The following is a 24,147-nucleotide window of genomic DNA, read 5'->3' as shown; positions in this document are numbered from 1 at the left end:
TACCGCAGAAAGGACCCGTATTGAACCCCGCCCTGAGGATTCCGGCCGAATTCGTGGCCCCGACCACGGAAGATGCGCATCTGCCCCCGTTCTTCGAAGTGGGTTCCTTCGCCCTCGGTAAGCACTCGTTGCTGATCCTGTTGTCGGTCGTTCTGATCGCCGCGTTCTTCATGTACGTGGTGCGGCGGCGAGCGCTGGTCCCCACCAAGGGCCAGTACCTGGGTGAGATGGGCTACGGGCTCGTGCGTAACCACCTGGGTCGCGACATCATCGGCGAGAAGGACTTCCGCCCGTTCGTGCCCCTGCTGTTCACCTTCTTCTTCTTTATCCTGGTGAACAACCTCTTCGGGTCCATCCCCGTCCTTCAGCTGCCCACGTTCTCGCACCCCGGCACCGCGTACGTCTTCGCGGCAATCGCCTACGTCGTGTGGGTCGGGGTCGGCATCAAGCGCCACGGTCTGGGCCACTTCATGGCCAAGATGACCATGCCGCCGAACGTCCCCAAGGTCCTGTACCTCATCCTGATCCCGCTCGAGTTCCTCTCGAACATGATCATCCGCCCCGTGACCCACGCACTGCGTGTGTTCGCCACCATGTTCGCCGGCCACATGGCCATCATGGTCGCGGCGGCCTTCATGGCGTACCTCGCCACCGAGGTGGGCGGCGCCCTGGGCATCGGCGGTTCGATCTTCGGTCTGGTCCTCGGACTGTTCATCTACTTCCTGGAGGTTCTGATCCAGATCCTTCAGGCCTACATCTTCACCCTGCTGTTCGCCGTGTACGTACAGGGCGCACTGCAGGAGGGGCACTAGCCCCACGAAGGAGCGCGACCTCCGGGCCGCTCACGTGACCATCGACCATTCACGGTTTCCCGTAATGGCACCACGGCCCGCTCCAGCGGGCACCCAGAAAGGAAATATCCATAATGGAAGGTTCGCTCAGCGTTATTGGCTACGGTCTCGCTGCCATCGGCGGTGGCATCGGTGTGGGTCTCATCTTCGCGGCTTACATGCAGTCCGTGGCCCGTCAGCCCGAGTCCCAGCGCGTGATCCAGCCCATGCTGTTCATGGGCTTCGCCGTGGTCGAGGCGCTCGCCATTCTGGGCTTCGTCCTGGCGCTGCTCTAAGGGCTCTCCCTTTCGCACTCGCCCTAACTAGAGAACAGGAATCGCGCTCATGAACGCAATGGTGTTGGCAGCTGAAGAGGGGCAGAGCCCTCTGTTCCCCAACGGCTGGGAAATGCTGATTACCTTTGTGGGGTTCGCAATTCTGCTCTTCATCGCGTACAAGTTCATCGTCCCGGCGTTCGAGAAGGTCTTCAGGGACCGCGCCGACGCCATCGAGGGTGGACTGGCCAAGGCCAAGGCTGCTCAGGCCGAGGCGAAGGCCGCTCGCGACGAGTACAACCAGCAGCTCGAAAGTGCCCGGCTCGAGGCCCAGAAGATTCGTGAGGAAGCTCGCTCCGAGGGCGAGAAGATCCTGGCGGACTTCAAGGATCGCGCCAACCTCGAATCCGCGCGGATCACCGAGAACGCCCACAAGGCCATCGAGGCCGAGCGTGCGGCCGCTGTGGTCTCACTGCGTGACGAGGTCGGCACTTTGGCAACACAGCTCGCGTCCAAGATCGTCGGGGAGTCCTTGAACGACGACGATCGCGCCAACCGCGTGGTCGATCGTTTCCTGGCTGATCTCGAGGCCGAGCAAGGTCGCACGGGAGCTGCACGGTAATGGCAGAAGCATCGAACGAACCCTATCGTCCGCTCTCCGTGGACGTTGACCGCTGGGCATCTGCCGCGAGTCCCGAGATCGCACACCAGTTGTTCGAGATCCTGGACATCGTGGACGAGAACGGCGCACTGCGCCGCGCTCTCACGGATCCCTCCCGGCCCGCAGAGGACCGCGCCCGGTTCGTGCACACGCTGCTCGACGGCCGCGCGCACGAGGTGGCCGTGGACGTCGTCGCCGAACTCGCATCCCAGCGCAGCGCCACCGAGCGCCAGCTGGGTGACGGGATCGAACGCACGGCCGTGTTGTTCGCGGCCGCGTCCGCCGAGAACCGCGGCGGCGTGAACGCGCTCGAGACCCTCGTGGACGAACTGATCCGGTTCAAGTCCGTACTGGATCACTCCACCGAGGTGCAGAACGCGTTCTCGGACTCGCGCGCGAGCGCGCAGGCCAAGGTCACCCTGGCCCGTCGTCTCATGACGGCGAGCTCGGAGGAGGTGTCCTTGCTGATCGAACGCGCGGCGAGCGAACCCCGGGGCGCACTACCCGGTCGCCTGCTCGGGCACTTTGCCGAGTTGGTCGCGGACCGTCAGCAGCGCTGGATCGCGCGGATCACCACGGCTCGTCCCCTCCGGGAGGACCAGACGGAGAAACTGCGCCAGGGTCTGAACCGGCTGTACGGACGGGACCTGAAGCTCACCACGGAGGTGGACCCGTCGTTGGTGGGTGGCCTGCGGGTGCAGGTGGGCGAGGAGGTCATCGACGGATCGGTGACCCACCGGCTGGAACAGTTGCAGCAGCGGATCGCAGCCTGATCCCCGCGCGCAGCGGGGATCGCGGGGAGTCGGTCGATGCCGGCATCTCGTCACGTTGCCCCCCGACCGCTGAGGCGGCCGCACGGCGATGGGGCAACGCATCGCGACAAGTACAACCGTGGTCATGGCTCGAGCGATGATCACAAGACGTAGAGAGCAGGGACAGTAGATGGCCGATGTGACCATCAATGCCGATGAGGTCCGTAGTGCGCTGAATGAGTTCGCGGCGTCCTACGATCCCGGCAATGTGGAACGAGTAGAAGTCGGACGCGTGTCGTCCGCCGCGGACGGTATCGCGCATGTGGAGGGCCTGCCCTCCGTCATGGCGAACGAGTTGCTCAAGTTCGAGAACGGGGTGCTGGGCCTGGCCCTGAACCTCGACACCCGCGACATCGGCGTCGTGGTGCTCGGTGACTTCCAGGGCATCGAGGAAGGCCAGGAGGTGCACCGCACCGGCGAGGTGTTGTCGGTGCCCGTGGGCGAGGGCTACCTCGGCCGCGTCGTGGACCCCCTGGGCGAGCCCCTGGACGATCTCGGACCCATCGCCACCGAGGGTCGCCGCGAACTGGAGCTGCAGGCTCCGGGCGTGACCATGCGTAAGTCGGTGCATGAGCCGCTGCAGACCGGCATGAAGGCCATCGACGCCATGATCCCGATCGGGCGTGGCCAGCGTCAGCTGATCATCGGTGACCGTCAGACCGGTAAGACCGCAATCGCCGTGGACGCCATCCTGAACCAGCGCTCCAACTGGGAGTCCGGTGACGTGGACAAGCAGGTGCGCTGCATCTACGTGGCCATCGGTCAGAAGGCCTCCACGATCGCCGCGGTGCGCCAGACCCTCGAGGACAACGGCGCCCTGGAGTACACCACGATCGTGGCCGCTCCCGCGTCCGAGTCCGCCGGTCTGAAGTACCTGGCCCCCTACTCGGGTTCCGCGATCGGTCAGCACTGGATGTACGGCGGCAAGCACGTGCTCATCGTCTTCGACGACCTCTCCAAGCAGGCCGAGGCCTACCGTGCGGTGTCGCTGCTGCTGCGCCGCCCGCCGGGACGTGAAGCGTACCCGGGTGATGTCTTCTACCTGCACTCCCGTCTGCTCGAGCGTTGCGCCAAGCTCTCCGACGAGCTGGGCGCGGGCTCCATGACCGGTCTGCCGATCATCGAGACCAAGGCGAACGACGTCTCGGCGTTCATCCCGACCAACGTCATCTCCATCACCGACGGCCAGATCTTCCTGCAGTCGGACCTGTTCAACGCCAACCAGCGTCCCGCTGTGGACGTGGGCATCTCGGTGTCCCGCGTGGGCGGTGCCGCGCAGGTCAAGGCCATGAAGAAGGTCTCCGGCACGCTGAAGCTGGACCTCGCGTCCTATCGTTCCATGCAGGCGTTCGCCATGTTCGCCTCGGACCTGGACGCCGCGTCCCGTCAGCAGCTGACCCGCGGTGAGCGGCTCATGGAGCTGCTCAAGCAGCCCCAGTACACGCCGTACCCCGTCGCGGACCAGGTCGTGTCCATCTGGGCCGGTACCACGGGCCAGCTCGACGACGTCGACGTCGCCAACGTCGCGGACTTCGAGCGCGCGCTGCTGGACCAGGTACGGCGCACGACCAACGTGATGGACTCGATCAACTCCACGGGCAAGCTCGAGGACGACGCGGTCGAGGCGCTCAAGACGGCCGTGGCCGAGGTCAAGCGGGACTTCCACGGTTCCAAGCACGGGATCGAGGCCGGGGTCGAGGAGCACGAGTCCCTGGGCGCGACCGCTGTGAACCAGGAAACGATCGTCAAGAAGTAACCGTTCTCGTGGTGCGCCGGGATCCGGCGCACCACGGCGGTGCCGAAAGGAAATTTCATGGGAGCGCAGATTCGGGTCTACCGACAGAAGATCGCGTCCACGTCGTCGATGAAGAAGATCTTCAAGGCGATGGAGATGATCGCGACCTCGCGCATCAACAAGTCCCGTCAGAGTCTCGAAGCCGCGTACCCGTACGCCAATGCGCTGACCCGCGCGGTCTCCCAGATCGCCACGCAGCACAACATCTCCCACCCCCTGACCACCGTCCCCGACGATGTGCGGCGTTCGGCCGTCCTGGTGTTCACGTCGGACCGCGGGCTCGCGGGTTCCTACTCCTCCAACGTGCTCAAGCGCACGGAGGAGTTGCTCGAGCTGTTGCGTTCGCAGGGCAAGGAAGCACGCGTGTACCTCGTGGGCCGCAAGGCCAAGGCGTACTTCGACTTCCGGCACCGTGACTACGACGAATTCTGGACGGGCAACACGGACAACGCCACGACCGAGCGCGCCGAGGAACTCACGGACCAATTGATGCGCGACATCAACGCCCCGTACGAGGACGGTGGCGTGGACGAGGTGCTGCTCGTGTACACGCAGTTCAACTCCATGGTGAACCAGGAGCCGCGGGTGTTGCGCCTGCTGCCCCTGGAGGTCGTGGACGCGAACGACCTCGGGGACGAGATCTCCGAGCGTTACGAGGCCCTCGAGGAGACGCAGAACAACTTCGAGTTCGAGCCGAACGCGGAGGAGCTCTTCAACCAGATCCTGCCCCGGTACGTGAAGGCGCGGATCTACTCCGCCCTGTGCCACGCGGCGTCGAGCGAGCTCGCATCCCGCCAGCGCGCCATGAAGGCCGCCGGGGACAACGCGACCGAGCTCATCAAGAAGTACACGCGCTTGATGAACAACGCCCGCCAGGCCGAGATCACCACCGAGTTGACCGAAATCGTCAGTGGCGCCGAGGCACTGTAGCCCGCGCTGCCCGCCCTTGCCAGCCGAAACGAAGTGAGAGAAATGACTGCCACAATCAACGACCAGGCCACCCAGCCGGTCTCGGAAGGTGCCACCGGCCGCATCGCCCGGGTGATCGGGCCCGTGGTCGACGTCGAGTTCCCCGAGAACCAGGTCCCCGACCTCTACAACGCGCTGACCGCGGACTACGAGTTCAACGGTCAGCCCCGCCGGATCACCTTCGAGACGGCACAGCACCTGGGCACCAACGTGGTGCGCGCGATCTCCCTGCAGCAGACCGACGGTCTGGTGCGCGGGACCCCCGTGCAGGACACGGGCGCCCCCATCTCCGTGCCCGTGGGTGACGTGGTCAAGGGCCACATCTTCAACGTACTCGGTGACGCGCTGGACCTGCCCACCTCCGAGCTGGACATCAAGGAGCGCTGGCCCATCCACCGCAAGGCCCCGTCCTTCGCGGAGCTCGAGGGCAGCACCGAGATGATGGAAACGGGCATCAAGTCCATCGACCTGCTGACCCCCTACATCAAGGGCGGTAAGATCGGCCTCTTCGGCGGTGCGGGGGTGGGCAAGACCGTGCTGATCCAGGAGATGATCACGCGTGTGGCCCGCAACTTCGGCGGTACCTCCGTGTTCGCCGGCGTTGGTGAGCGTACCCGTGAGGGCAACGACCTGTGGGTCGAGATGGAGGAGGCGGGCGTTCTCAAGGACACCGCCCTCGTGTTCGGCCAGATGGACGAGCCGCCCGGAACGCGTCTGCGCGTGGCCCTGACCGGTCTGACCATGGCGGAGTACTTCCGCGACGTGCAGAACCAGGACGTGCTGTTGTTCATCGACAACATCTTCCGGTTCACGCAGGCCGGTTCCGAGGTCTCTACGCTGCTGGGCCGCATCCCCTCCGCCGTGGGCTACCAGCCCACCCTCGCGGACGAGATGGGTGTGCTCCAGGAGCGCATCACCTCGACCCGTGGTCACTCCATCACGTCCATGCAGGCCATCTACGTGCCCGCTGACGACTACACCGACCCGGCTCCCGCGACCACGTTCGCGCACCTGGACGCGACCACCGAGCTCTCGCGTGAGATCGCCTCGCGTGGTCTGTACCCCGCGATCGACCCGCTGTCCTCGACCTCCCGCATCCTGGACCCGCAGTACGTGGGCCAGACCCACTACGACGTGGCCACCCGTGTCAAGGGGATCCTGCAGGAGAACAAAGAACTGCAGGACATCATCGCGATCCTCGGTGTCGAAGAACTCTCCGAGGAGCAGAAGGTCGTGGTCTCCCGCGCCCGCCGCATCGAGCAGTTCCTGTCCCAGAACACCTACACCGCCAAGCAGTTCACCGGCGTGGAGGGCTCCACGGTTCCCCTCGAGGAGACCGTCGAGGCCTTCGGCAAGATTTGCGACGGCGAGCTGGACAACGTCCCCGAGCAGGCGTTCTACAACGTCGGCGGCCTGGATGACGTCATGCGGCGCTGGGACGAGATCAAGGCCGAGACGGGCGAGAAGTAATCATGGCCGAACTCATCGTGGAAATCGTCGCCCTGGATCGCAAGATCTGGACGGGTACCGCGCGCCTCGTGCGGGTACGCACCACCGAGGGCGACATCGGCATCATGCCGGGACACGAGTCCATGGCGGGGCTGCTCAAGCCGGGGGAGTTCGCCATCGACCGTGTGGACGGCGACCGTCTCGTGGGCAGCATCGACTCCGGGTTCGTCTCCGTGGACAACAACCGTGTCACGGTGGTTGCGGACGAGGTCTCCCTGGATTCGGAGGCGCGTTCCGCCTGAGCGGTATCGCGTGACCCGTCGACGTCGACCCTCGTGCCTTCGGGTGCGGGGGTCGACGTCGTTCGCGTACCGTGGTGCGCCGGCCCAGGTGTCGCGGCGGACTGTCCCGTACTCGTGATCGAGGAGAATGCATGGAAGAGAAGATCGAAGTACACGGGCCCACGAAGGTCAACGGTGAGCTGCCCGTGTACGGCGCCAAGAACAGTGTGCTCAAGCTCATGGCTGCGGCGCTGCTCGCCACGGGCCATTCCACGATCACCAACGTCCCCGAGATCCAGGACGTCACGATCATGGCGGAGCTGTTGCGCCGGCTCGGGTGCGAGGTCTCGTACGAGCCCTCGGCGCACACCGTGACCATCGACGTCCCGGAGGAGCTCGGTCACCAGGCCGACTACGACCTCGTGCGGGCCATGCGGGCGTCCATCTCCGTGCTGGGCCCGCTCATGGCGCGCTGTCTCCAGGCCGAGGTCGCCCTGCCGGGCGGGGACGCGATCGGAACCCGGGGCCTGGATATGCATCGCGCGGGACTCGAGGCCATGGGGGCCCGGTTGACCATCGAACGCGGGTTCCTGCGAGCTAGTGCACCGGACGGTCTGACGGGTGCGGCCTATCGACTGGACTACCCCTCCGTGGGGGCCACCGAGAACCTGATGACCGCGGCCACGACCGCCCGGGGCGTCACGGTGCTGGACAACGTGGCCCGCGAACCGGAGATCGTGGACATCGGCCGGATGCTGCAGGCCATGGGTGCACGGATCGAGGGGCTCGGTTCCACCACGATCATGGTCGAGGGGGTCCCGCGGCTGCACCCGGTCACACACCGCACGGTCCCGGACCGTATCGTGGCCGGGACGTGGGCCTTTGCCGCCGCGGTCACGGGCGGTCGCGTGGAGATCGTGGGCGCGGAACCGGAACACCTGGACGTGGTGCTGGCCAAGCTGCGCTGCGCGGGTTGCGAGATCAACACCGCCGATGGGCGGTTCGTGGTGCGCGGTCCCGAGCGGCCCAAGGCCATCAACGTCTCGACCCTGCCCTATCCGGGGTTCCCCACGGATCTGCAACCGTTCGTGGTGGCGCTCAACGCGGTGGCCGAGGGTAGTGGGATCATCACGGAGAACGTGTTCGAGGCCCGGTGGGGATTCACCGCGGAGCTTGAGCGGCTCGGTGCGCGTGTGCGCCTGGACGGGCATCACGCCCGGGTGGACGGCGTCCCGTCGAACAAGCTGTCGGGTGCTCCCGTGGAAGCCATGGACATCCGGGCCGGCGCGGCTCTCGTGATCGCGGGGATGGCGGCCCACGGGGTCACCGAGGTCTCCGGGGTGGGGCACATCGACCGCGGCTACGAGCACTTCGTGGACCATCTGGCCGGAGCGGGAGCCAAGGTGCAGCGCCGCATGGCGCGCAGTTGGAACTGACCGCCCCCGCGGCGCTCCTCGGATAACCCACCGCGCCCACCCCCACCCCTGCTCCTACTCAGCAAAAGCAGATTTTGGCGCGCTGAGCTGCTTCTGCTCCACTTGACATTCTGTGGAGTGGGATTGCCGCGGCGTACGAACGTCCCGTGCGTTCCGGCATCTGCCCCTCAGCTCACCCGGCCCCGCGACTCGCTCGCGTCACAGCGGGCACGAGAAAACCCCCGCCACCTCGAAAGGCGACGGGGGTTTCGTCCGGGGAATGTCAGATGACGTTCACGCCGGTGGCCTGCGGGCCCTTCTGGCCCTGACCGATCTCGAACTCGACGCGCTGGTTCTCTTCGAGGGTGCGGAAGCCGCCCGACTGGATTTCGCTGTAGTGCACGAAGACGTCGCCATCAGCGTCGTCCGGCGTGATGAAGCCGAAGCCCTTCTCTGCGTTGAACCACTTAACGGTGCCCTGAGCCATAATGGGGCATCTCCTTCTGGAGTATGTAGTGCGTGCACACGATTGTGCACCTGAACCGGTACCGCGAGAAGGCTGTGGATGCGGCTCACAAGATGTTGTGCCACAGCGCCAGTCAGAACTTCACGCTCGCTACCATTCCTGCGAGCATGTCAAACATGATGCGAGAACACCTCAAGCATCACACACTGCCGCCCCAGGGTCAATCGGCATCAGGTGATTTACTACGAGGTCCGAGAATATGACCGGTTTCCTCCCACGCGATCCGTAGACGGGTTCCGACATAGGGGGCTGATCAGAAGAGGCGGGACTGGGTGTCCACGTTGCCGCGCATCTCGTCGTAGTCCAGGGTCAGGCACTCGATGCCGCGGTCGTGCGCGAGGACACGGGCCTGCGGTTTGATCTGCTGGGCCGCGTAGACACCTCGCACGGGGCTCAACAGGGGATCGCGGTTGAGCAGTTCGAGGTAGCGGGTCAGCTGCTCCACGCCGTCGATGTCACCGCGGCGCTTGAGCTCCACGGCCACCGTGGCCCCGCCGGCGTCCCGCGCGAGGATGTCCACGGGGCCGATGCTCGTGGGGTACTCGCGACGCACCAGGGAGAACCCGTCCCCGAGCAGGGTGATCTGCTCGGCGAGCAACCGCTGCAGATCGGCCTCCACGCCGTCCTTGACCAATCCGGGGTCCGTGCCGAGGTCGTGGGTGAGCTGGGAGTGGACGGTCATGATGTGGATGATCAGCCGGTCGTCGGACTTGCCCGCCTGGACCTCCCACACCTCGCTCACACCGTCCGCGGCAAGCTCGTCGGAGGGTTCGCGCACGTGCATCGTGGCGGGCGGGCTCATCCAGTTCAGCGGTTTGTAGGATCCGCCGTCGGAGTGGATCAGCACCGAGCCGTCCGCCTTGAGCATAATGAGCCGACGAGCCAGGGGCAGGTGCGCGTTCAAGCGCCCTTCGTACCGGACCGAGCAGTCTGCAATCACTAAACGCACCAGGACAGCCTAGCGGTCCGGCTGCCCCCGGCTCACGCGCTCTTGTGCACCGGCGACGACGCCGCGCGTCGGCATGGGCGGCAACGGCACGGAGCTGCCGCCGCGGACGACGGCCCGCACCTGCCTGCTCGGACGACGACGCGCCCCCACCTGCACGGGCGACAACGCGGCGCGGCGGGGTACAGCGGCGTCGCCGCCGTCAGCGCGCGTCCTGGCGCGGGACGAAGACCTCGCGCACCAGCAGCAGTCCCGCGGCCGCGGTGGGGATGGCGATGAGTGCACCGAGGATGCCCCACAGCGCACCGCCGGCGGCCACCGCGATCACCGCGACCGCGCCGGGAACGGCCACCGCGCGGGCCATGATCCTGGGCGAGACCACGTAGGCCTCGAGCTGGAGGTACGCGAAGTAGCACAAGGCAAACGGGATCGCGGTGTCCCACCCGCCGAGCGTGGCCATGAGCGTCACGAGGATGCCGGCGAGCACGCCACCCACCAGGGGGATGAACGCGAGCAGCGCGACGAACAGGACCAGCAGTGTGGCGTAGGGGACCCCCGTGACGTTCATGAGGATGAACGCGACGAGCGCGTTGAGCAGTGCCACGCACGCCTGACCCATGACGTAGTTGCCCACGCCCTTGGTCATCTGGTCGCCCAGGTGCTTGACCCGGGCGCGCTTGCTCGCGGGGGCCAGGCGATAGCACCAGGCCTTGATCGTGGGCAGCGAGAAGAGGAAGTACAGGCTCAGCGCCATGACGATGAGCGTCCCGGTCACTGCATTGATCACCACGCCGCTCACGCTCACGACCGAACCGAACATCCCGCCCAGCAGGTTCTCGTCCGTGGCGAGGCGATCCTGGAAGGCCCCGGTGGTGTGTTGCACGGACGCGGCGATGTCGAAGCGGTCGTCCAGGCCCTGGAACAACTCGGAGTTCATGAACTCGGTCACGAGCTCGGGGGCGCGGGCCACGAGTTGCTGGGCCTGCTCGATCATGCGGGGGACCACGACCATGATGAACGCGGTGATCACCAGGGCCAGGGCCAGGATCACCACCCCGGCGGCCACCGCGCGGGGCAACCCCTTGGTCTCGAGCCGGCGGACCAGGGGATCCATCCCCAGACAGATGAACGCGGCCGTGACGATCCACCCCACGAGTCCGCCCACGTTGGTCAGCACGTAGTAGCCCAGCAGCGCGATCCCCACGCCCACGGTGAGCAGGAAGCCCGTCTGGATGGGATGCGTCCGCGTGTTCACGGGGTGGTCCCACGGCGCACGCCGCACGGGCTCTCCACCCGCAGCGGGTTCGGGCGGCACCTCGAAGCGGTGGCGGGTCGGACGGAAACGCGCGGGGGGCCGACCCTGCGCTCCTGGGGATGTGCTCACGCCGGAAGCGTACAACGCCGGGCCGCCGGGACTTCCAGCGTTCCCGGTGCACATAATGGGAGCAAAAGACACCCGTCCGTGCGCCCGGGAACAGGGCGCACGATCGAGTCCGCGTCGCATGTCGCGGACTCGCCGTCGAAGGAGGTTCCCATGAGCGAATTCCCCCGTTCCACCCCGGACCAGCAGCCCCCACGGGACGAGCAAGCGGTTCCTGCGTCCGTGCGCGGTGCCGTGGATCTCGGCGCGTCGGGCGGTGCCCGGACGGGTGCCCCGAACGACGACGCCGCGGCGGCGTCCGCGGGCGCCGGTAGCTACCGCGTGGAGCTGACCACCGCGAACTTCCAGCGCTACGCCGAGGCTTCCGCGACGTACCCTGTGGTCGTGGTGCTGCACGCGCCCCAGAGCCCGGAGTCGGAGACGTTCGTGGACGTGGTCGGGCGGGTCGTGGACGAGTTCCGGGGTCGGCTCATGCTGGGGACCGTGGACGCCGCCGCGGAACCGCAGATCGCGCAGGCGTTCCAGGCGCAGACCGTTCCCACCGTGCTCGCATTGCTCGGTGGGCGCGTGGTGCCGCTCGTGAACTCCACGGTCTCGGAACAGCAGTTGCGTGAGCTGCTGACCGAGCTCGTAAGCCTCGCGCAGCAAAACGGCGTCACGGGGACGGCCGAACCGGTCGCGGCGAACGAGCCCAAACCCCTGCCCCCGCTGCACCAGGAGGCCCTGGACAAACTCGAGGCCGGGGACCTGGCCGGCGCGGAGGCTAGTTACAACAAGGCGCTCGCGGAGAACCCGGGTGACCACGACGCCAAGCTCGCACTCGCCCAGGTGCACCTCTTGCAGCGCGTGAGCGCGATGGACGCGGCCGCCGTGCGGGAAGCCGCGGCCGCTGATCCCACGAACGTGCAGGCCGCTCTGGACGTCGCGGACCTGGACCTCTCCGGTGGGCACGTGGAGGACGCGTTCCGGCGCCTGCTCAACCTCGTGCGCACCACGGCCGGGGACGACAAGGATGCCGCGCGGGCGCGCCTCGTGGACCTCTTCGACGTCGTCGGCGCGGAGGATACCCGCGTGGTGGCCGCGCGCGCCCAGTTGATGCGGGCGCTCTTTTAGGCTGCCGCTGATGTCCGGGCTGCGGCTGAAGTCGACCGGTACGGGCGGTGGGCCTTGCGGCGACGCGCGGCCCCGGACGGGCGTCGTTCAGCGGCCCCGGTGAAGGGTTGGCGGGATCCTCGGGTCGACAGTGACGAGGTCCGGTGAATCCGCCATGCCACGCGGGTCACTCAGTACATTGGTGACATGAGTAGCCCAGTGAACGGACCCACGACCCCGCGCCGCGAGCCCGCCCCCGGTGCCGGGGGACCCGTGGCGAACGACCCCTCGACCGAGCAGCAGGGAGCACCCCGGCACGCGGCGCCCTCTGAGCATGCGGCACTCCCTGAGGCCGCCCAGCGGTATGCGGCGCCCCATGCCACCACGCAGTACGCGCCCCGAGACCCCGCGCTGCACTCCGGCACGGGGACGCCCGCGCTCGCCGTGCGGGACCTCACCAAGTTCTACGGCCAGTCCGGCCGACCCGCCGCGGATCATGTGAACCTCACGGTGCCGCGGGGCTCCTTCTACGGCCTCGTAGGGCGTAACGGCGCTGGCAAGACGACCACGCTGTCCATGGCCACGGGATTGCTGCGCCCTTCCGCGGGCTCGGTGCTCGTGGGCGGGGGAAGCCGCGACGAGCTCGTGGACGTGTGGCGTGATCCCGTGACCGCCAAGCGACGCATGGGTGTGCTGCCCGACGGCGCCCACCTGTTCGACCGGCTCACGGGACGCCAGCTCGTGACCTACTCGGGTCTGCTGCGCGGGATGGACCGCGAGCTCGTCGCGCAACGGACCGAGGACCTCATCGTGGCCATGGACCTGCAGGACGCAGCGGGGCGCCAGGTGCAGGACTACTCCGCGGGTATGACGAAGAAGATCGCCCTGGCCGCGGCCATGATCCATGCACCGAGCCTGCTCGTGCTGGACGAGCCGTTCGAGTCGGTGGACCCGGTCTCCGCCGCGAACATCCGATCGCTGCTGCACCAGTACACGAATTCGGGCGGCACCGTGGTGGTCTCGAGCCACGTGATGGACCTTGTGCAGCGCATGTGCGATCACGTGGCCGTGATGGACCAAGGCCGTGTCCTCGCGCAGGGGACCATGGACGAGGTGTGTGCCGGCATGTCCCTCGAGGACCGGTTCGTGTCCTTGGTGGGCGGACGCACCGAAGCGGGGGAGGGGTTGCAGTGGCTGCGTCCCGAGTGAACGACCCGCGCGACGCCGCGGCTCCCGACCACCTCGACACCGCATTCGCAGGAGGCCCCGCACAGGACGTCGCGCCCGACGCCGCCGTTCCCGCCTCCGTGCGCCCCTCGCACGGCGGGGGTGAACCCGTCACGCGCAGCATCGGGGCGTTCGAGGAGGCCCGGCGGCTGGCCGGGCTGAAATGGCGCGTGCTCATCAACACCCTGACCCGCAGCACGTGGATCCTGGTGGGCACGATTCTGGGTGGCCTCTACGCACTGTTCCTCCTGGGGATGGCGCTGACCGCGTTGATCGCGCTCGGGGGTGAAGCCCTCGAGACCGTGGTGGTCGCGTCGGTCCTGCTGGGTTCCCTGCTGCTCGTGGGCTGGTGGCTCGTACCGCTGGTCTCGTCCAAGGCCGACTCCACGCTGGACCCTTCCCGGCTCGCCCTGTTCCCCCTGAGCACCACGGGTCTGGTGGCCGGCCAGGTGGCGGGCGCGGTCGTCGGGATCCCGGGGGTGCTGACCGTGATCGCCCTGCTCGGCTGGCTGTTCTCGTGGCGCGGTTCCACGGTGGCGCTCATTGCGGCAATTCCGTGCGCGATCATCGGCGCCCTGCTCGCGTTCGTCGGTTCGCGCTGCGTTACGGCCCTGGGCGCGAACTTCGCGAAGGGGCGGCGCGCGAACGAGATCATCTCCATGGTCGTGCTGGTTCTCGTTGTGCTGCTGGGGCCCCTCATCTCCTTGTTTGCGACCGGCCTGGGCCAGGTGTGGCAGCTGCTGCCCACATGGGCGGGAGTTCTCGCGTGGACCCCCCTCGGTGCTACCTGGGCGGTCCCCGGCGACGTCGCGTCGGGTCACTGGCTCGCGGCCCTCGCCCGGGTGGCGATCTCCCTGGTCACGCTGCTCCTGCTCGTGGTCGTTACGTGTGCGGGTCTGCGCCGCGCCCTCGGCGACGCCGCCGGCGGAGGCGCCCGGGGGACGTCCCGCCCGCAGGAGGGCGTCGGTCTGTTCGACCGGTTCCCGGCGAACCAATGGGGTGCGGTGGCCGCACGGTGTCTCACGTACTGGCTCAAGGACCCGCGCTACTCGGCGTCGCTGCTCATGATCCCCGCGATCGGGGCGGTCTTCTGGTTCATCGCGGGTGAGTCGGGGTTCAGTCTGTGGGCGCTGCCCCTGTTCGTGTCGCTGCTCATGGCGTACGCGATCTCCGCGGACGTCTCCTACGACAACACCGCGTTCAGCCTTCACGTGCTGGCACCGGTCTCCGGGCGTGCGGATCGGCTGGGGCGCGTGGTGGCCCTGCTGATCGTGGCCGTGCCGCTGGTGCTGCTCTCCATCGTGCTCTGGCTCGTGGGCGTGCAGCGCTGGGACGCCCTGCCCGCCGTGGTGGGCGTGTGCGTGGGGATCCTGCTCGGTGGCGCCGGCGTGGTCTCGATCGTCTCGGCCCGGTACACGTATCCCACGCCGCCCCCGGGCGCGTCCCCCATGAAGACACCCCAGGGGTTCACGATCCTCAACATGGTGGTGCAGTTCGTGATCATGGGTCTGATGGCCCTGCTCGCGCTCCCGGCCGGGATCCTGCTGATCGTGTACCTCGTCACGGGAGCCGCCGTGTGGTGCTGGCTCGCGCTCGCGGTGGGCCTCGTGGAAGGCTTTGTGGTGTTGTGGATCGGCGTGCGTTCGGGCGGTAAGTGGCTGGACGCGCGCGGGCCCGAACTGCTCCAGGAGGTGGCCGCCTACCGGTGAGCCGGGCCCGGTGCGCGGGGTAGAGTGGGGGACATGGAAATCACCGAAGCCCAGGAATTCACGGATCCTTCCGTGCGCTCCTCCCGGGTGATCAGCAACGGTCTGTTCGGCACGAAGCCCGAGACCGTGGGTGGCACCTCCACGATCGAGCGCGAGGACACCCGGCAGCTGCAGGAACCCGGTGATCACGAGCGGTTCGCGCACTACGTCCGGAAGGAGAAGATCATGGAGTCGGCACTGTCCGGCGAACCCGTGATCGCCCTGTGCGGCAAGGTGTGGACCCCGGGTCGGGATCCCCAGAAGTTCCCCGTGTGCCCGGAGTGCAAGGAGATCTACCAGGGCCTGCGTCCCGGCAAGGACGAGCCCGAGAACTGACCACCCTTCCCTTCTCGTGAGGTCCCGCGCCGGGCGGGACCACCGGCGGCGCCCGCGCTCAGCGGGCGCCTTTGCCGTGCAGGGTCGCGCGGGCGTCGTCGTCCGTGCCTCGTACGACGGCGATCCGAGCGTCGTCGTCCGCGCGAGCGAGACCCCCGATCCGTGTGACGGGACCGGAGTGGATGCGCGCCAACGAGCGCGCGGAGAGGACGAGCACCACGTGTCTGACAGCGATCAAATGTCCCTTTTCGGAGCCGCGGCGGATCTCCCGCCGGCCTATCCGGACCGGGCGGCGTGGGGGACCGCGCCCAAGTTGCGCGCGTGGCAGGCGGAGGCGATCCACCGCTACGAACAAGCCCAACCGCGTGATTTCATGGCCGTGGCGACCCCTGGTGCGGGTAAGACGACCTTCGCGTTGACCGTGGCCAAGAAGCTGCATGACGCGGGGACCGTTCAGCGCGTGACCGTGGTGACCCCCACGGAACACCTCAAGCGCCAGTGGGCCGACGCCGCGGCGCGCGTGGGACTCGCGATCGACCCCAACTTCAAGAACGCGGACGGCCAGCACGGCCGCGGCTACATGGGCGCGGCCGTGACCTACGCACAGGTGGCCAACAAGCCGCTGCTGCATCGCGCGCGCACCGAGGCCGGGCGCACGCTCGTGATCATGGACGAGATCCACCACGCCGGTGACTCCCTGTCCTGGGGCGACGGGCTGCGCGAGGCCTTCGAACCCGCGACCCGCCGGCTCGCCCTTACGGGTACACCGTTCCGCTCGGACACCTCGCCCATCCCGTTCGTGAGCTACGAGGAGGACGGGGACGGGATCCGCCGGTCCACGGCCGATTACACGTACGGGTACGCGGACGCCCTGCACGATCACGTGGTGCGTCCCGTGATCTTCATGGCCTACTCGGGTCAGATGCGCTGGCGGACCTCGGCCGGTGAGGAGATGGCCGCCCAGCTCGGGGAGGGGTTCACCAAGGACATCACGTCCCATGCGTGGCGTACCGCCCTGGACCCGCACGGGCAGTGGATCCCGTCCGTGCTGCGCGCCGCCGATCAGCGGCTCACGCAGGTGCGGCGCACCGTCCCGGACGCCGGGGCGCTCGTGATCGCCACGGACCACCAGGACGCCAAGGCCTACGCCGAACAGTTGCACGCCATCACGGGGGAGCGGCCCACCGTGGTGCTCTCGGACGACAAGACCGCGTCCAACAAGATCGACGAGTTCTCCGAATCCGACAAGCGCTGGATGATCGCGGTGCGCATGGTCTCCGAGGGCGTGGACGTGCCCCGGTTGGCCGTGGGCGTGTACGCCACGTCCACCTCCACGCCGCTGTTCTTCGCCCAGGCGGTGGGTCGCTTCGTGCGCGCCCGCAAGCGCGGGGAGACCGCGTCCGTGTTCCTGCCCTCGGTGCCCACGCTCATGGCGCTCGCCAACTCCATGGAGGAGGAGCGGGACCACGCGTTGGACAAGCCCAAGAACATGCCGGGGGTCGTGGACTTCGACCAGCCCATGGAAACGGGCTGGGACGACGACCTGCTGGATGAGGCCAACCGCGAGGACAAGGCGTCGTCGTCCCTGGCCCAGGGCAACTTCCAGGCCCTGGACTCGGACGCGTCCTTCCACGGTGTGCTCTTCGATGGCGGCGCCTTCGGCGGTGGCGCGGCGGTTGGTTCCGAGGAGGAAGCCGAATACCTGGGGATCCCCGGGTTGCTCGACGCGGACCAGGTCTCGGCCCTGCTGCGGGAGCGGCAATCGCGCTCGGCCCAGCGCAACGGTCGGAGCGGCCATGACGCACCCCAGACCCCCGCGGTGCCGGATCACCGCCGCCTGAAGGACCTGCGCTCGCAGCTGTCCAAGAACGTCTCCGCGTGGTCCGCGCGCACCGGAACACCGCACGGGGTGATCCACAACGAATTGCGCACCAAGTGCGGAGGCCCGGCCGTGGCCCAGGCCTCCGAGGACCAGCTGACCGCACGGATCGCCCTGTTGCAGCGCTGGTTCATCGGCCGGAAGTAGCCGACGCCGCGTAGTGGCCGACGCGGCGACGCGGCCAAGCGACGCAGCGTCGCGGCCCGCACGGCGGCGCGGCGGGCGTTCAGTCCAGGTCGGTCACGACCTCCGCGCCCGCGGCCTCGAGTTCCTCGACCGCCCGCTCACCGGACTCGGCTGCCACGGGCGCGGTGAGCGGCAGCAGCACCCGGGTCTCGTAGCCGGCCTCCACGGCGTCCTTGGCGGTGGCCAGCACGCAGTGGTCCAGCGCGAGACCGACGACGTCCACGGCCTCGACGCCGCGTTCCTGCAGCCAGTCGTCCAGGCTCACGCGTTCTTCGTCGGAGTCCTCCTCCGATTCCCCCATGGGGACGTCCACGTCCGGGGCGGACAGGCCCTCGAAACCGGAGTAGGCGGCGTCGTATGCGCCCTTACGGAAGTACTCCGTGACGTACTCGGTGTCGAGATCGGGGTGCGTGTCAGCGCCGGTGGTCTCCGCGACGCAGTGCACGGGCCAGCTCGTGGCGAAGTCGGGGGTGTCGCTGAAGTGCTCCCCGGGGTCAACATGCCAGTCCTGGGTCGCGGCCACGGCAACGTAGTCGCCGTGGTGGTCCTCGAGGTACTCGGAGACCTGCGCGGCGACCGCCGCCCCGCCTTCGACGGCCAGGCTGCCGCCCTCGCAGAAGTCGTTCTGGATGTCCACGATCAGCAATGCAGTGCGCATGGCTACCTCCCTGGTCAGTGTGCGGTTCCGGGTTCGATCACGGTGGGGATCACGGGCTCGCCCTCGGAGAGTCGGCGCGCCGCGCGGGGCAGTTCGGCCACGGAATCGACGTGGCGCTGCCGGGCACGGGTGACGGCCTCGGGGCCCGTGTAGCCGTCGTGCAGCTCGCCGCCGGTGACGTAGTCCACGAGCAGGGGGCGGTCATCGCCGTCGTCCTCGGGCACGTGCGACACGCCCACGATCTCGTGTGTGGCCACGCCCTGGGGATCACGACGGCGCAGCGCGTACTTCTCGCCGCCCACCGACTTCTTGCCGGAGGACGCCTTGGCCACGGGTTCCATGGCGCCCGAGGCGCCCTCGCGCGAGACGAGCTTGTAGACCATCGACGACGTGGGGGCACCCGAGCCTGTGACGAGGCGCGTGCCCACGCCGTATGCGTCCACGGGAGCGGCGCGCAGGGCGGCGATCGCGTACTCGTCCAGGTCGCTGGTGACCGTGATCCGGGTGTTGGAGTTGCCGAGCTTGTCGAGCAGCGCGCGCACGGACGTGGCCTGCGTCACGAGGTCGCCGGAGTCCAGGCGTACGCCCCCGAGGTCCTTGCCCGCGATCTCGACGGCGAGCGTGACGGCCCGTTCGACGTCGTACGTGTCGACCAGAAGGGTCGTGGACACACCCAGCGCGTCCAGTTGGGCGCGGAACGCCTGCTCCTCGGAGTCGTGCAGCAGGGTGAACGAGTGGGCCGCGGTGCCCACGGTCTTGACCCCGTAGCGGAAACCGGCCTCGAGGTTGGAGGTCGAGTCGAAGCCCGCGACCACGGCGGCGCGGGCCGCGGCCACGGCCGCCTGCTCGTGGGCGCGGCGCGATCCCATCTCGATGCACGGGCGCTCTCCCGCGGCACCCACCATGCGGGAGGCCGCCGAGGCCACGGCGGAATCGAAGTTCAGGACGGAGAGGATGTAGGTCTCCAGGACGCACGCCTCGGCGAATGAGGACTCCACGCTCAGCAGCGGCGAGTGGGGGAAGTACGTCTCGCCCTCGGCGTAGCCGCGGATCTGGCCGGTGAAACGGAAGTTCTCCAGGTACGCCACGGTCTGGGCGTCCACCACGGCGGTGTCCCGCAGGAACCGCAGCTGCTCGTCGGTGAATCGGAACTGCTCGAGCCCCTCGAGCACCCGGCCCATGCCAGCGAACACCCCGTAGCGGCGGCCGTTAGGGAGTCTGCGGGCGAAGACCTCGAACACGCTGCGGCGGGACGCGGTGCCTGCCCGGAGCGCGGCCTGCAACATGGTCAGCTCGTAGTGGTCCGTCAGCAAGGACGTGGGCTGCGGGTGCCAGGAATAGGTGTGCTCGTTCACGTGGCCAGCCTAGTGGGCCGTCCGTCGTGCGCACATCCGTGTCCCCGTGACTACCATGGAGGCGATGTTCACTACGCACCGCGCCGTCCCCGCCCGGATCCCGGCCGTCCTGATGAGCTCCGCGCCGGCGGAGTCCCCCGTGCTCGAACGGGAGGAGCAGGCGGTCACGGCCATGAACGTGCCGTGGAACGTGGTGGTGTGGGACGATCCCGTGAACCTCATGAGCTACGTGGTCTACGTGTTCCGCGCCCACTTCGGCTACTCGGACGCCAAGGCCCGCACACTCATGCTCGAGGTGCACAACCGGGGCCGCTCGATCGTGTTCACGGGAACCCTCGAGGAGGCGGAGACGCACGTGAGCTCGCTGCACGGCTACGGCCTGTGGGCCACGTACGAGAAGGCGGGGGAGCACTGATGGCGCACGGGTTCAAGCGCACGCGCAAGGGCATCGTCGGTCGGTTCGAGGCCCCCGAGGTGCGGTTGTTGCAGAAACTGTTCTCGGACGTGGGGGAGACCCTGGCGCCCGCAGCGCGCGAGGACGGACCGGCTCGCAACGACGACCCGCTCGAGGCGCTGCTCGGCTGGGACGAGGAGGTGGCCGAACCGACGGACCCGGCGGTGCGCAGGCTGCTGCCCGCGGCGTCGTCGGACCCGGAACAGGCCGCGGAGTTCCGGCGACTCACGGACCGCTCGCTGCGCGAACGCAAGACCGCGGCATTGCGTGCGTCCTCCCTGGCCCTGGAATCCCAGCCCGTGGTGCTGAGCGTGGCGCAGGCACAGGACTTCGCGCGCTCGCTCAACGACGTCCGCCTGGTGCTGGCCTCCCGGCTGAACATCGACTCGACCGAGGCCGCCGAGCGCGTGGCCGAGCTGACCGACTTCGGCCGGGCCGAGGACGTGGAGCAGTACATGGGTGTGGTCTACAACTTCGTCTCCTGGCTTCAGGAGACCCTCATGAACGCGCTACTGAAGACCCTGCCGCCCCGGTGACCGGGGATCGCCAAGGTCACACGTCTCATGCGCGAGGGCGCGCGCGAAAAGCACTACAGTTTTCCGGTATGCAGGTGCACGAACGTCCCACCGGTCCCAATCCCAACTCGCCCATTGGCGTGTTCGATTCGGGTGTGGGCGGGCTCACGGTGGCGCGGGCGATCATCGACCAGCTGCCCAACGAGGAGATCCTCTACGTCGGTGACACCGCGCACGGCCCCTACGGGCCCCTGCCGATCGCCGAAGTGCGTTCCAACGCCCTGCGCATCATGGACGACCTCGTAGATTCCGGGGTCAAGCTGCTCGTGATCGCGTGCAACACCGCGTCCGCCGCAGTGCTGCGGGATGCGCGCGAGCGTTACACGCGCGGTTACAACATCCCCGTGACCGAGGTCATCCAGCCCGCGGTGCGCCGCGCGGTGGCCACCACACGCTCCGGTCGGGTGGGGGTGATCGGCACCGAGGCGACGATCGGCTCGCGCGCGTACGACGACACGTTCGCGGCCGCACCCCAGCTCGAAATCACGTCCGTGGCGTGCCCCGAATTCGTGGAGTATGTGGAGCGCGGCGTCACCACGGGGCCCGATCTGTTGCGCACCGCCCAGCACTACCTCCAGCCCCTCAAGGACGCGAGCGTAGACACCCTGGTGCTCGGGTGCACGCACTACCCGCTGCTCACGGCGGTGATCTCTTACGTCATGGGCGAGAGCGTGAACCTGGTCTCGTCCTCGGAAGAGGCCTCGCGGGACGTCTACCGCTGCCTGTTGGACAACCACCTCGAGCGGGATCCCGAGCTCGCTCCCCACCACGAATTCCTGGCCACGGGGGACCCCGTGAGCTTCGAGGTCCTCGCCCAACGGTTCCTGGGCCCCGAAGTGGTCCGCGTCCGGCACACGGCGTCCGTCGCGGAGCAGTACCCCACCGGTTCCCTCGCCACGATCCACGCGGCTCAGCGCTGAGTCGGCACCAGAAAGGCGATCACCCATGATCCTCACAGTGATCGGTAACACAGGAAGTTTTCCCGGGCCCGATGCCCCCGCCTCGTGCTACCTGCTCTCCGGCGAAGACGCGCACGGGCGCACGTGGCGCATCGTGCTGGACATGGGCAACGGTGCCCTGGGTGTCCTGCAGCGCCACATCGACCTGCACGAGATCGACGCGATCATGCTCTCCCACCTGCACCCGGACCATTGCGTGGACGTGGGCGGTCTGCACGTGGCCGTGAAGTGGGATCCCCGCGGATGGCAGGGCGGTCGCATCCCGATCTACGGTCCGTCCATGCTGCACGGCTACCTCAACCAGCTGCACCTGTTGCCGCCCGAGCATTCGATGGACACCGAGTTCGACTTCCACGTGTGGCAGGCCAACCAGCCCGTGACCGTGGGTCCGTTCACGGTCACACCCCACCCAGTGAACCACCCGTGCCCCGAGCCCTATGCGCTGCGCGTCGAGTACCGCGGGGCCCAGGGCACGGAAGTCCTCACGTATTCGGGGGACACCGACGTGTGCGACGAGCTCGTGGCAGCGGCCCGCGACGCGGACGTGTTCCTGTGTGAGGCCGCCTACCAGGAGGGCCGCGAGGACCATCTGCGCGGGATCCACCTCACGGGCAAGCGCGCGGGAGAGACCGCGACCGCCGCGGGTGTGCGTCGGTTGCTGCTGACCCACCTGCCCGTGTGGAACTCGGTGGACACGGCCACGGCGGAGGCCGTCGGAGCGTTCTCCGGCCCGGTCACGGTGGCCCGCGTGGCCACGAGTTACGACGTCGCCGGGCCGACCGACTAGTCGTTCACTGCATTGGCAAGCGCGGTGACCGGGGACTAGGCTGAAACCCATGACTTCGCCTACCGAGCCGGCACGATCCACCGAGAATTCCACGGGCGAGGGTGGCTCCGCCGCATCGGGGCTGGTACGAGCGGACGGGCGCGCCGTCGACGAACTGCGGCCCATCACCATCACCCGCGGTTGGTCCGAACAGGCCGAGGGTTCCGCCCTGATCGAATTCGGCGGCACGCGTGTGCTGTGCACCGCATCCCTCACGGAGGGCGTGCCTCGCTGGCTCAAGGGTGAGGGCCGGGGTTGGGTCACCGCGGAGTACGCCATGCTCCCGCGCGCCACCTCCACGCGCTCGGCCCGCGAATCGGTCAAGGGCAAGGTCGGTGGCCGCACCCATGAGATCTCGCGTCTTATCGGCCGCTCCCTGCGTTCGATCATCGACCTCAAGGCCCTCGGGGAGAACACCGTGGTCCTCGACTGCGACGTCCTGCAGGCCGACGGCGGTACGCGCACCGCGTCCATCACCGGCGCGTACGTCGCGCTCGCCGAGGCCATCCGCTGGGCCCACGACAACGGTATCCTCAAGCCGCGGGTCAACCCCCTCATCGACACGGTCTCGGCCGTGTCCGTGGGGATCATCGACGGTGTTCCCATGCTGGACCTGCCGTACGTGGAGGACGTGCGCGCGGAAACCGACATGAACGTCGTCGTGACCGGCTCGGGGGACTTCGTGGAGGTCCAGGGCACGGCCGAGGGCGCACCGTTCAAGCGCGCCGAACTGGACGTGCTGCTCGACCTCGCCGTGGCTGGGTGCGCCCAGCTGGCCGAGATCCAGCGGGAGACCCTGGAGGCCACCCGTGGCCGATGACGTACGCGGTGCCCGCGTGGTGCTCGCGACACAGAACGCGGGCAAGGTGCGCGAGCTGCAGGCCATGCTCCGCGACGCGGGGCTGACCGATCCAGGGATCGTAGTGGACGCGCGCACGGCCGGGCTGAGCGACGTCGTCGAGACGGGCGTCACGTTCCAGGAAAACGCGCTGCTCAAGGCGCGTACTGCCGCCGCGGAGACGGGACTCATCGCGCTCGCGGACGACTCGGGACTCAGCGTGGACGTCATGGGCGGCGCCCCGGGCATCTTCTCCGCGCGGTGGAGCGGGGTCCACGGCGACGACGCCGCCAACCTCCAGCTGCTGCTCGCCCAGCTCGGGGACATCGCCCCCGAAAACCGCCGCGGCTCCTTCCTGTGCGCCGCCGCGGTCGTCGCACCGGACGGCGCCGAGCACGTGGTCACGGGTGAGCTGCCCGGGAACATTCTGCGCGAACCCGCGGGGGAGAACGGGTTCGGCTACGACCCGATCTTCGCCCCGGACGGCCAGGACGGCCTCAGCTGCGCGCAGTTGAGCCCAGAGCACAAAAACAGGATCAGCCATCGTGCGCAGGCCATGGCCGCCGTGTTGCCGCACTTGTTGCAGCTGCTCACGGGTTCGAGTGGGACCGCGCGGCAGGACGGGCCGGAAGCCACAGTGGCGTCCCCCCTGGAACCGGAGCCAGAGGACTGAC

At 68.2% G+C, this 24,147-nt stretch carries 26 protein-coding genes; 20 read left to right on the top strand and 6 right to left on the bottom strand.

Annotated features, from left to right (window positions below):
• Nucleotides 1-20: 20 nt before the first annotated feature.
• The 9 genes from atpB (at nt 21) to murA (ending at nt 8,508) form a co-directional block, all read left to right on the top strand.
• Nucleotides 21-812 (top strand): F0F1 ATP synthase subunit A, encoded by a 792-nt coding sequence (gene atpB, locus RF646_RS06980; RefSeq protein ID WP_144930710.1) that lies wholly within the window; start codon nt 21-23, stop codon nt 810-812.
• Nucleotides 813-925: 113 nt separating this feature from the next.
• A complete protein-coding gene (gene atpE / locus RF646_RS06975) occupies nt 926-1,126 on the top strand; it encodes an ATP synthase F0 subunit C (protein ID WP_035964663.1) in 201 nt (66 codons plus the stop codon).
• Nucleotides 1,127-1,175: 49 nt separating this feature from the next.
• A complete protein-coding gene (locus RF646_RS06970; protein WP_035964661.1) occupies nt 1,176-1,727 on the top strand; it encodes a F0F1 ATP synthase subunit B in 552 nt (183 codons plus the stop codon).
• A gap of 38 nt (nt 1,728-1,765) precedes the next feature.
• Nucleotides 1,766-2,539 carry a F0F1 ATP synthase subunit delta gene (locus RF646_RS06965; protein ID WP_368835573.1) on the top strand — a complete coding sequence of 258 codons (774 nt, stop codon included), beginning with the start codon at nt 1,766-1,768 and terminating at the stop codon, nt 2,537-2,539.
• Between the two features lie 169 nt (nt 2,540-2,708).
• Nucleotides 2,709-4,334, top strand: a complete 1,626-nt coding sequence (gene atpA, locus RF646_RS06960; protein WP_367402225.1) for a F0F1 ATP synthase subunit alpha — start codon at nt 2,709-2,711, stop codon at nt 4,332-4,334.
• Between the two features lie 57 nt (nt 4,335-4,391).
• Nucleotides 4,392-5,303, top strand: coding sequence for a F0F1 ATP synthase subunit gamma (locus RF646_RS06955; protein ID WP_144998107.1), 912 nt, complete (start codon nt 4,392-4,394; stop codon nt 5,301-5,303).
• Nucleotides 5,304-5,345: 42 nt separating this feature from the next.
• On the top strand, nt 5,346-6,812 hold the full coding sequence (atpD, locus tag RF646_RS06950) for a F0F1 ATP synthase subunit beta (RefSeq protein ID WP_085106342.1): 1,467 nt from the start codon (nt 5,346-5,348) through the stop codon (nt 6,810-6,812).
• A 2-nt stretch (nt 6,813-6,814) separates the two neighbouring features.
• Complete coding sequence (locus tag RF646_RS06945) at nt 6,815-7,093, top strand: F0F1 ATP synthase subunit epsilon (protein WP_064845716.1); 279 nt, start codon at nt 6,815-6,817, stop codon at nt 7,091-7,093.
• A gap of 131 nt (nt 7,094-7,224) precedes the next feature.
• Nucleotides 7,225-8,508 carry a UDP-N-acetylglucosamine 1-carboxyvinyltransferase gene (gene murA / locus RF646_RS06940; protein ID WP_368835572.1) on the top strand — a complete coding sequence of 428 codons (1,284 nt, stop codon included), beginning with the start codon at nt 7,225-7,227 and terminating at the stop codon, nt 8,506-8,508.
• A gap of 262 nt (nt 8,509-8,770) precedes the next feature.
• On the opposite strand, the gene RF646_RS06935 is transcribed toward murA, so the two are convergent.
• The 3 genes from RF646_RS06935 to RF646_RS06925 form a co-directional block, all read right to left on the bottom strand.
• Complete coding sequence (locus RF646_RS06935) at nt 8,771-8,974, bottom strand: cold-shock protein (RefSeq protein ID WP_064845714.1); 204 nt, start codon at nt 8,972-8,974, stop codon at nt 8,771-8,773.
• 292 nt (nt 8,975-9,266) lie between these two features.
• Nucleotides 9,267-9,962 (bottom strand): endonuclease NucS, encoded by a 696-nt coding sequence (gene nucS / locus RF646_RS06930; RefSeq protein WP_368835571.1) that lies wholly within the window; start codon nt 9,960-9,962, stop codon nt 9,267-9,269.
• A 199-nt stretch (nt 9,963-10,161) separates the two neighbouring features.
• On the bottom strand, nt 10,162-11,343 hold the full coding sequence (locus RF646_RS06925; protein ID WP_368835570.1) for an AI-2E family transporter: 1,182 nt from the start codon (nt 11,341-11,343) through the stop codon (nt 10,162-10,164).
• Nucleotides 11,344-11,493: 150 nt separating this feature from the next.
• On the opposite strand from RF646_RS06925, the gene RF646_RS06920 reads away from it, so the two are divergent.
• The 4 genes from RF646_RS06920 (at nt 11,494) to RF646_RS06905 (ending at nt 15,743) form a co-directional block, all read left to right on the top strand.
• Nucleotides 11,494-12,453, top strand: coding sequence for a tetratricopeptide repeat protein (locus RF646_RS06920; protein WP_085106339.1), 960 nt, complete (start codon nt 11,494-11,496; stop codon nt 12,451-12,453).
• Between the two features lie 186 nt (nt 12,454-12,639).
• Complete coding sequence (locus tag RF646_RS06915) at nt 12,640-13,641, top strand: ABC transporter ATP-binding protein (protein WP_368835569.1); 1,002 nt, start codon at nt 12,640-12,642, stop codon at nt 13,639-13,641.
• Nucleotides 13,623-15,368, top strand: a complete 1,746-nt coding sequence (locus RF646_RS06910) for a hypothetical protein (protein WP_368835568.1) — start codon at nt 13,623-13,625, stop codon at nt 15,366-15,368. The genes RF646_RS06915 and RF646_RS06910 overlap by 19 nt, the downstream gene beginning before the upstream one ends.
• Before the next feature lie 24 nt (nt 15,369-15,392).
• Nucleotides 15,393-15,743, top strand: coding sequence for a DUF3039 domain-containing protein (locus RF646_RS06905; RefSeq protein ID WP_179861270.1), 351 nt, complete (start codon nt 15,393-15,395; stop codon nt 15,741-15,743).
• A gap of 58 nt (nt 15,744-15,801) precedes the next feature.
• Here the strand turns inward: RF646_RS06905 and RF646_RS06900 are convergent, their stop codons facing one another.
• Complete coding sequence (locus tag RF646_RS06900; RefSeq protein WP_121544245.1) at nt 15,802-15,981, bottom strand: hypothetical protein; 180 nt, start codon at nt 15,979-15,981, stop codon at nt 15,802-15,804.
• On the opposite strand from RF646_RS06900, the gene RF646_RS06895 reads away from it, so the two are divergent.
• Nucleotides 15,982-17,769 carry a DEAD/DEAH box helicase gene (locus RF646_RS06895; RefSeq protein ID WP_167318356.1) on the top strand — a complete coding sequence of 596 codons (1,788 nt, stop codon included), beginning with the start codon at nt 15,982-15,984 and terminating at the stop codon, nt 17,767-17,769.
• A 79-nt stretch (nt 17,770-17,848) separates the two neighbouring features.
• Here RF646_RS06895 and RF646_RS06890 read toward each other — a convergent pair whose 3' ends face one another.
• Both RF646_RS06890 and RF646_RS06885 read right to left on the bottom strand, forming a co-directional pair.
• Nucleotides 17,849-18,466, bottom strand: a complete 618-nt coding sequence (locus RF646_RS06890) for an isochorismatase family protein (protein WP_368835567.1) — start codon at nt 18,464-18,466, stop codon at nt 17,849-17,851.
• Nucleotides 18,467-18,480: 14 nt separating this feature from the next.
• Nucleotides 18,481-19,821, bottom strand: a complete 1,341-nt coding sequence (locus RF646_RS06885) for a nicotinate phosphoribosyltransferase (RefSeq protein ID WP_318545728.1) — start codon at nt 19,819-19,821, stop codon at nt 18,481-18,483.
• A 112-nt stretch (nt 19,822-19,933) separates the two neighbouring features.
• On the opposite strand from RF646_RS06885, the gene clpS reads away from it, so the two are divergent.
• From clpS to rdgB, 6 genes are all read left to right on the top strand, one after another.
• Nucleotides 19,934-20,236 carry an ATP-dependent Clp protease adapter ClpS gene (gene clpS, locus RF646_RS06880; RefSeq protein WP_179861274.1) on the top strand — a complete coding sequence of 101 codons (303 nt, stop codon included), beginning with the start codon at nt 19,934-19,936 and terminating at the stop codon, nt 20,234-20,236.
• Nucleotides 20,236-20,811, top strand: coding sequence for a DUF2017 domain-containing protein (locus RF646_RS06875; protein ID WP_064845706.1), 576 nt, complete (start codon nt 20,236-20,238; stop codon nt 20,809-20,811). Before clpS ends, RF646_RS06875 begins: the two co-directional genes overlap by 1 nt.
• Nucleotides 20,812-20,879: 68 nt before the next feature.
• Nucleotides 20,880-21,770 (top strand): glutamate racemase, encoded by an 891-nt coding sequence (gene murI, locus RF646_RS06870; RefSeq protein ID WP_098054744.1) that lies wholly within the window; start codon nt 20,880-20,882, stop codon nt 21,768-21,770.
• A 25-nt stretch (nt 21,771-21,795) separates the two neighbouring features.
• Nucleotides 21,796-22,596, top strand: a complete 801-nt coding sequence (locus RF646_RS06865; RefSeq protein WP_368835566.1) for an MBL fold metallo-hydrolase — start codon at nt 21,796-21,798, stop codon at nt 22,594-22,596.
• A 49-nt stretch (nt 22,597-22,645) separates the two neighbouring features.
• Nucleotides 22,646-23,455, top strand: coding sequence for a ribonuclease PH (gene rph / locus RF646_RS06860; RefSeq protein WP_085106331.1), 810 nt, complete (start codon nt 22,646-22,648; stop codon nt 23,453-23,455).
• Nucleotides 23,445-24,146 (top strand): RdgB/HAM1 family non-canonical purine NTP pyrophosphatase, encoded by a 702-nt coding sequence (gene rdgB, locus RF646_RS06855; RefSeq protein ID WP_098054742.1) that lies wholly within the window; start codon nt 23,445-23,447, stop codon nt 24,144-24,146. Before rph ends, rdgB begins: the two co-directional genes overlap by 11 nt.
• Nucleotide 24,147 lies beyond the last annotated feature (1 nt).

The sequence above is a fragment of the Kocuria sp. CPCC 205261 genome, assembly GCF_040981025.1.
Lineage (GTDB): Bacteria > Actinomycetota > Actinomycetes > Actinomycetales > Micrococcaceae > Kocuria > Kocuria marina.
This window is presented reverse-complemented; position numbering and strand designations above follow the sequence as displayed.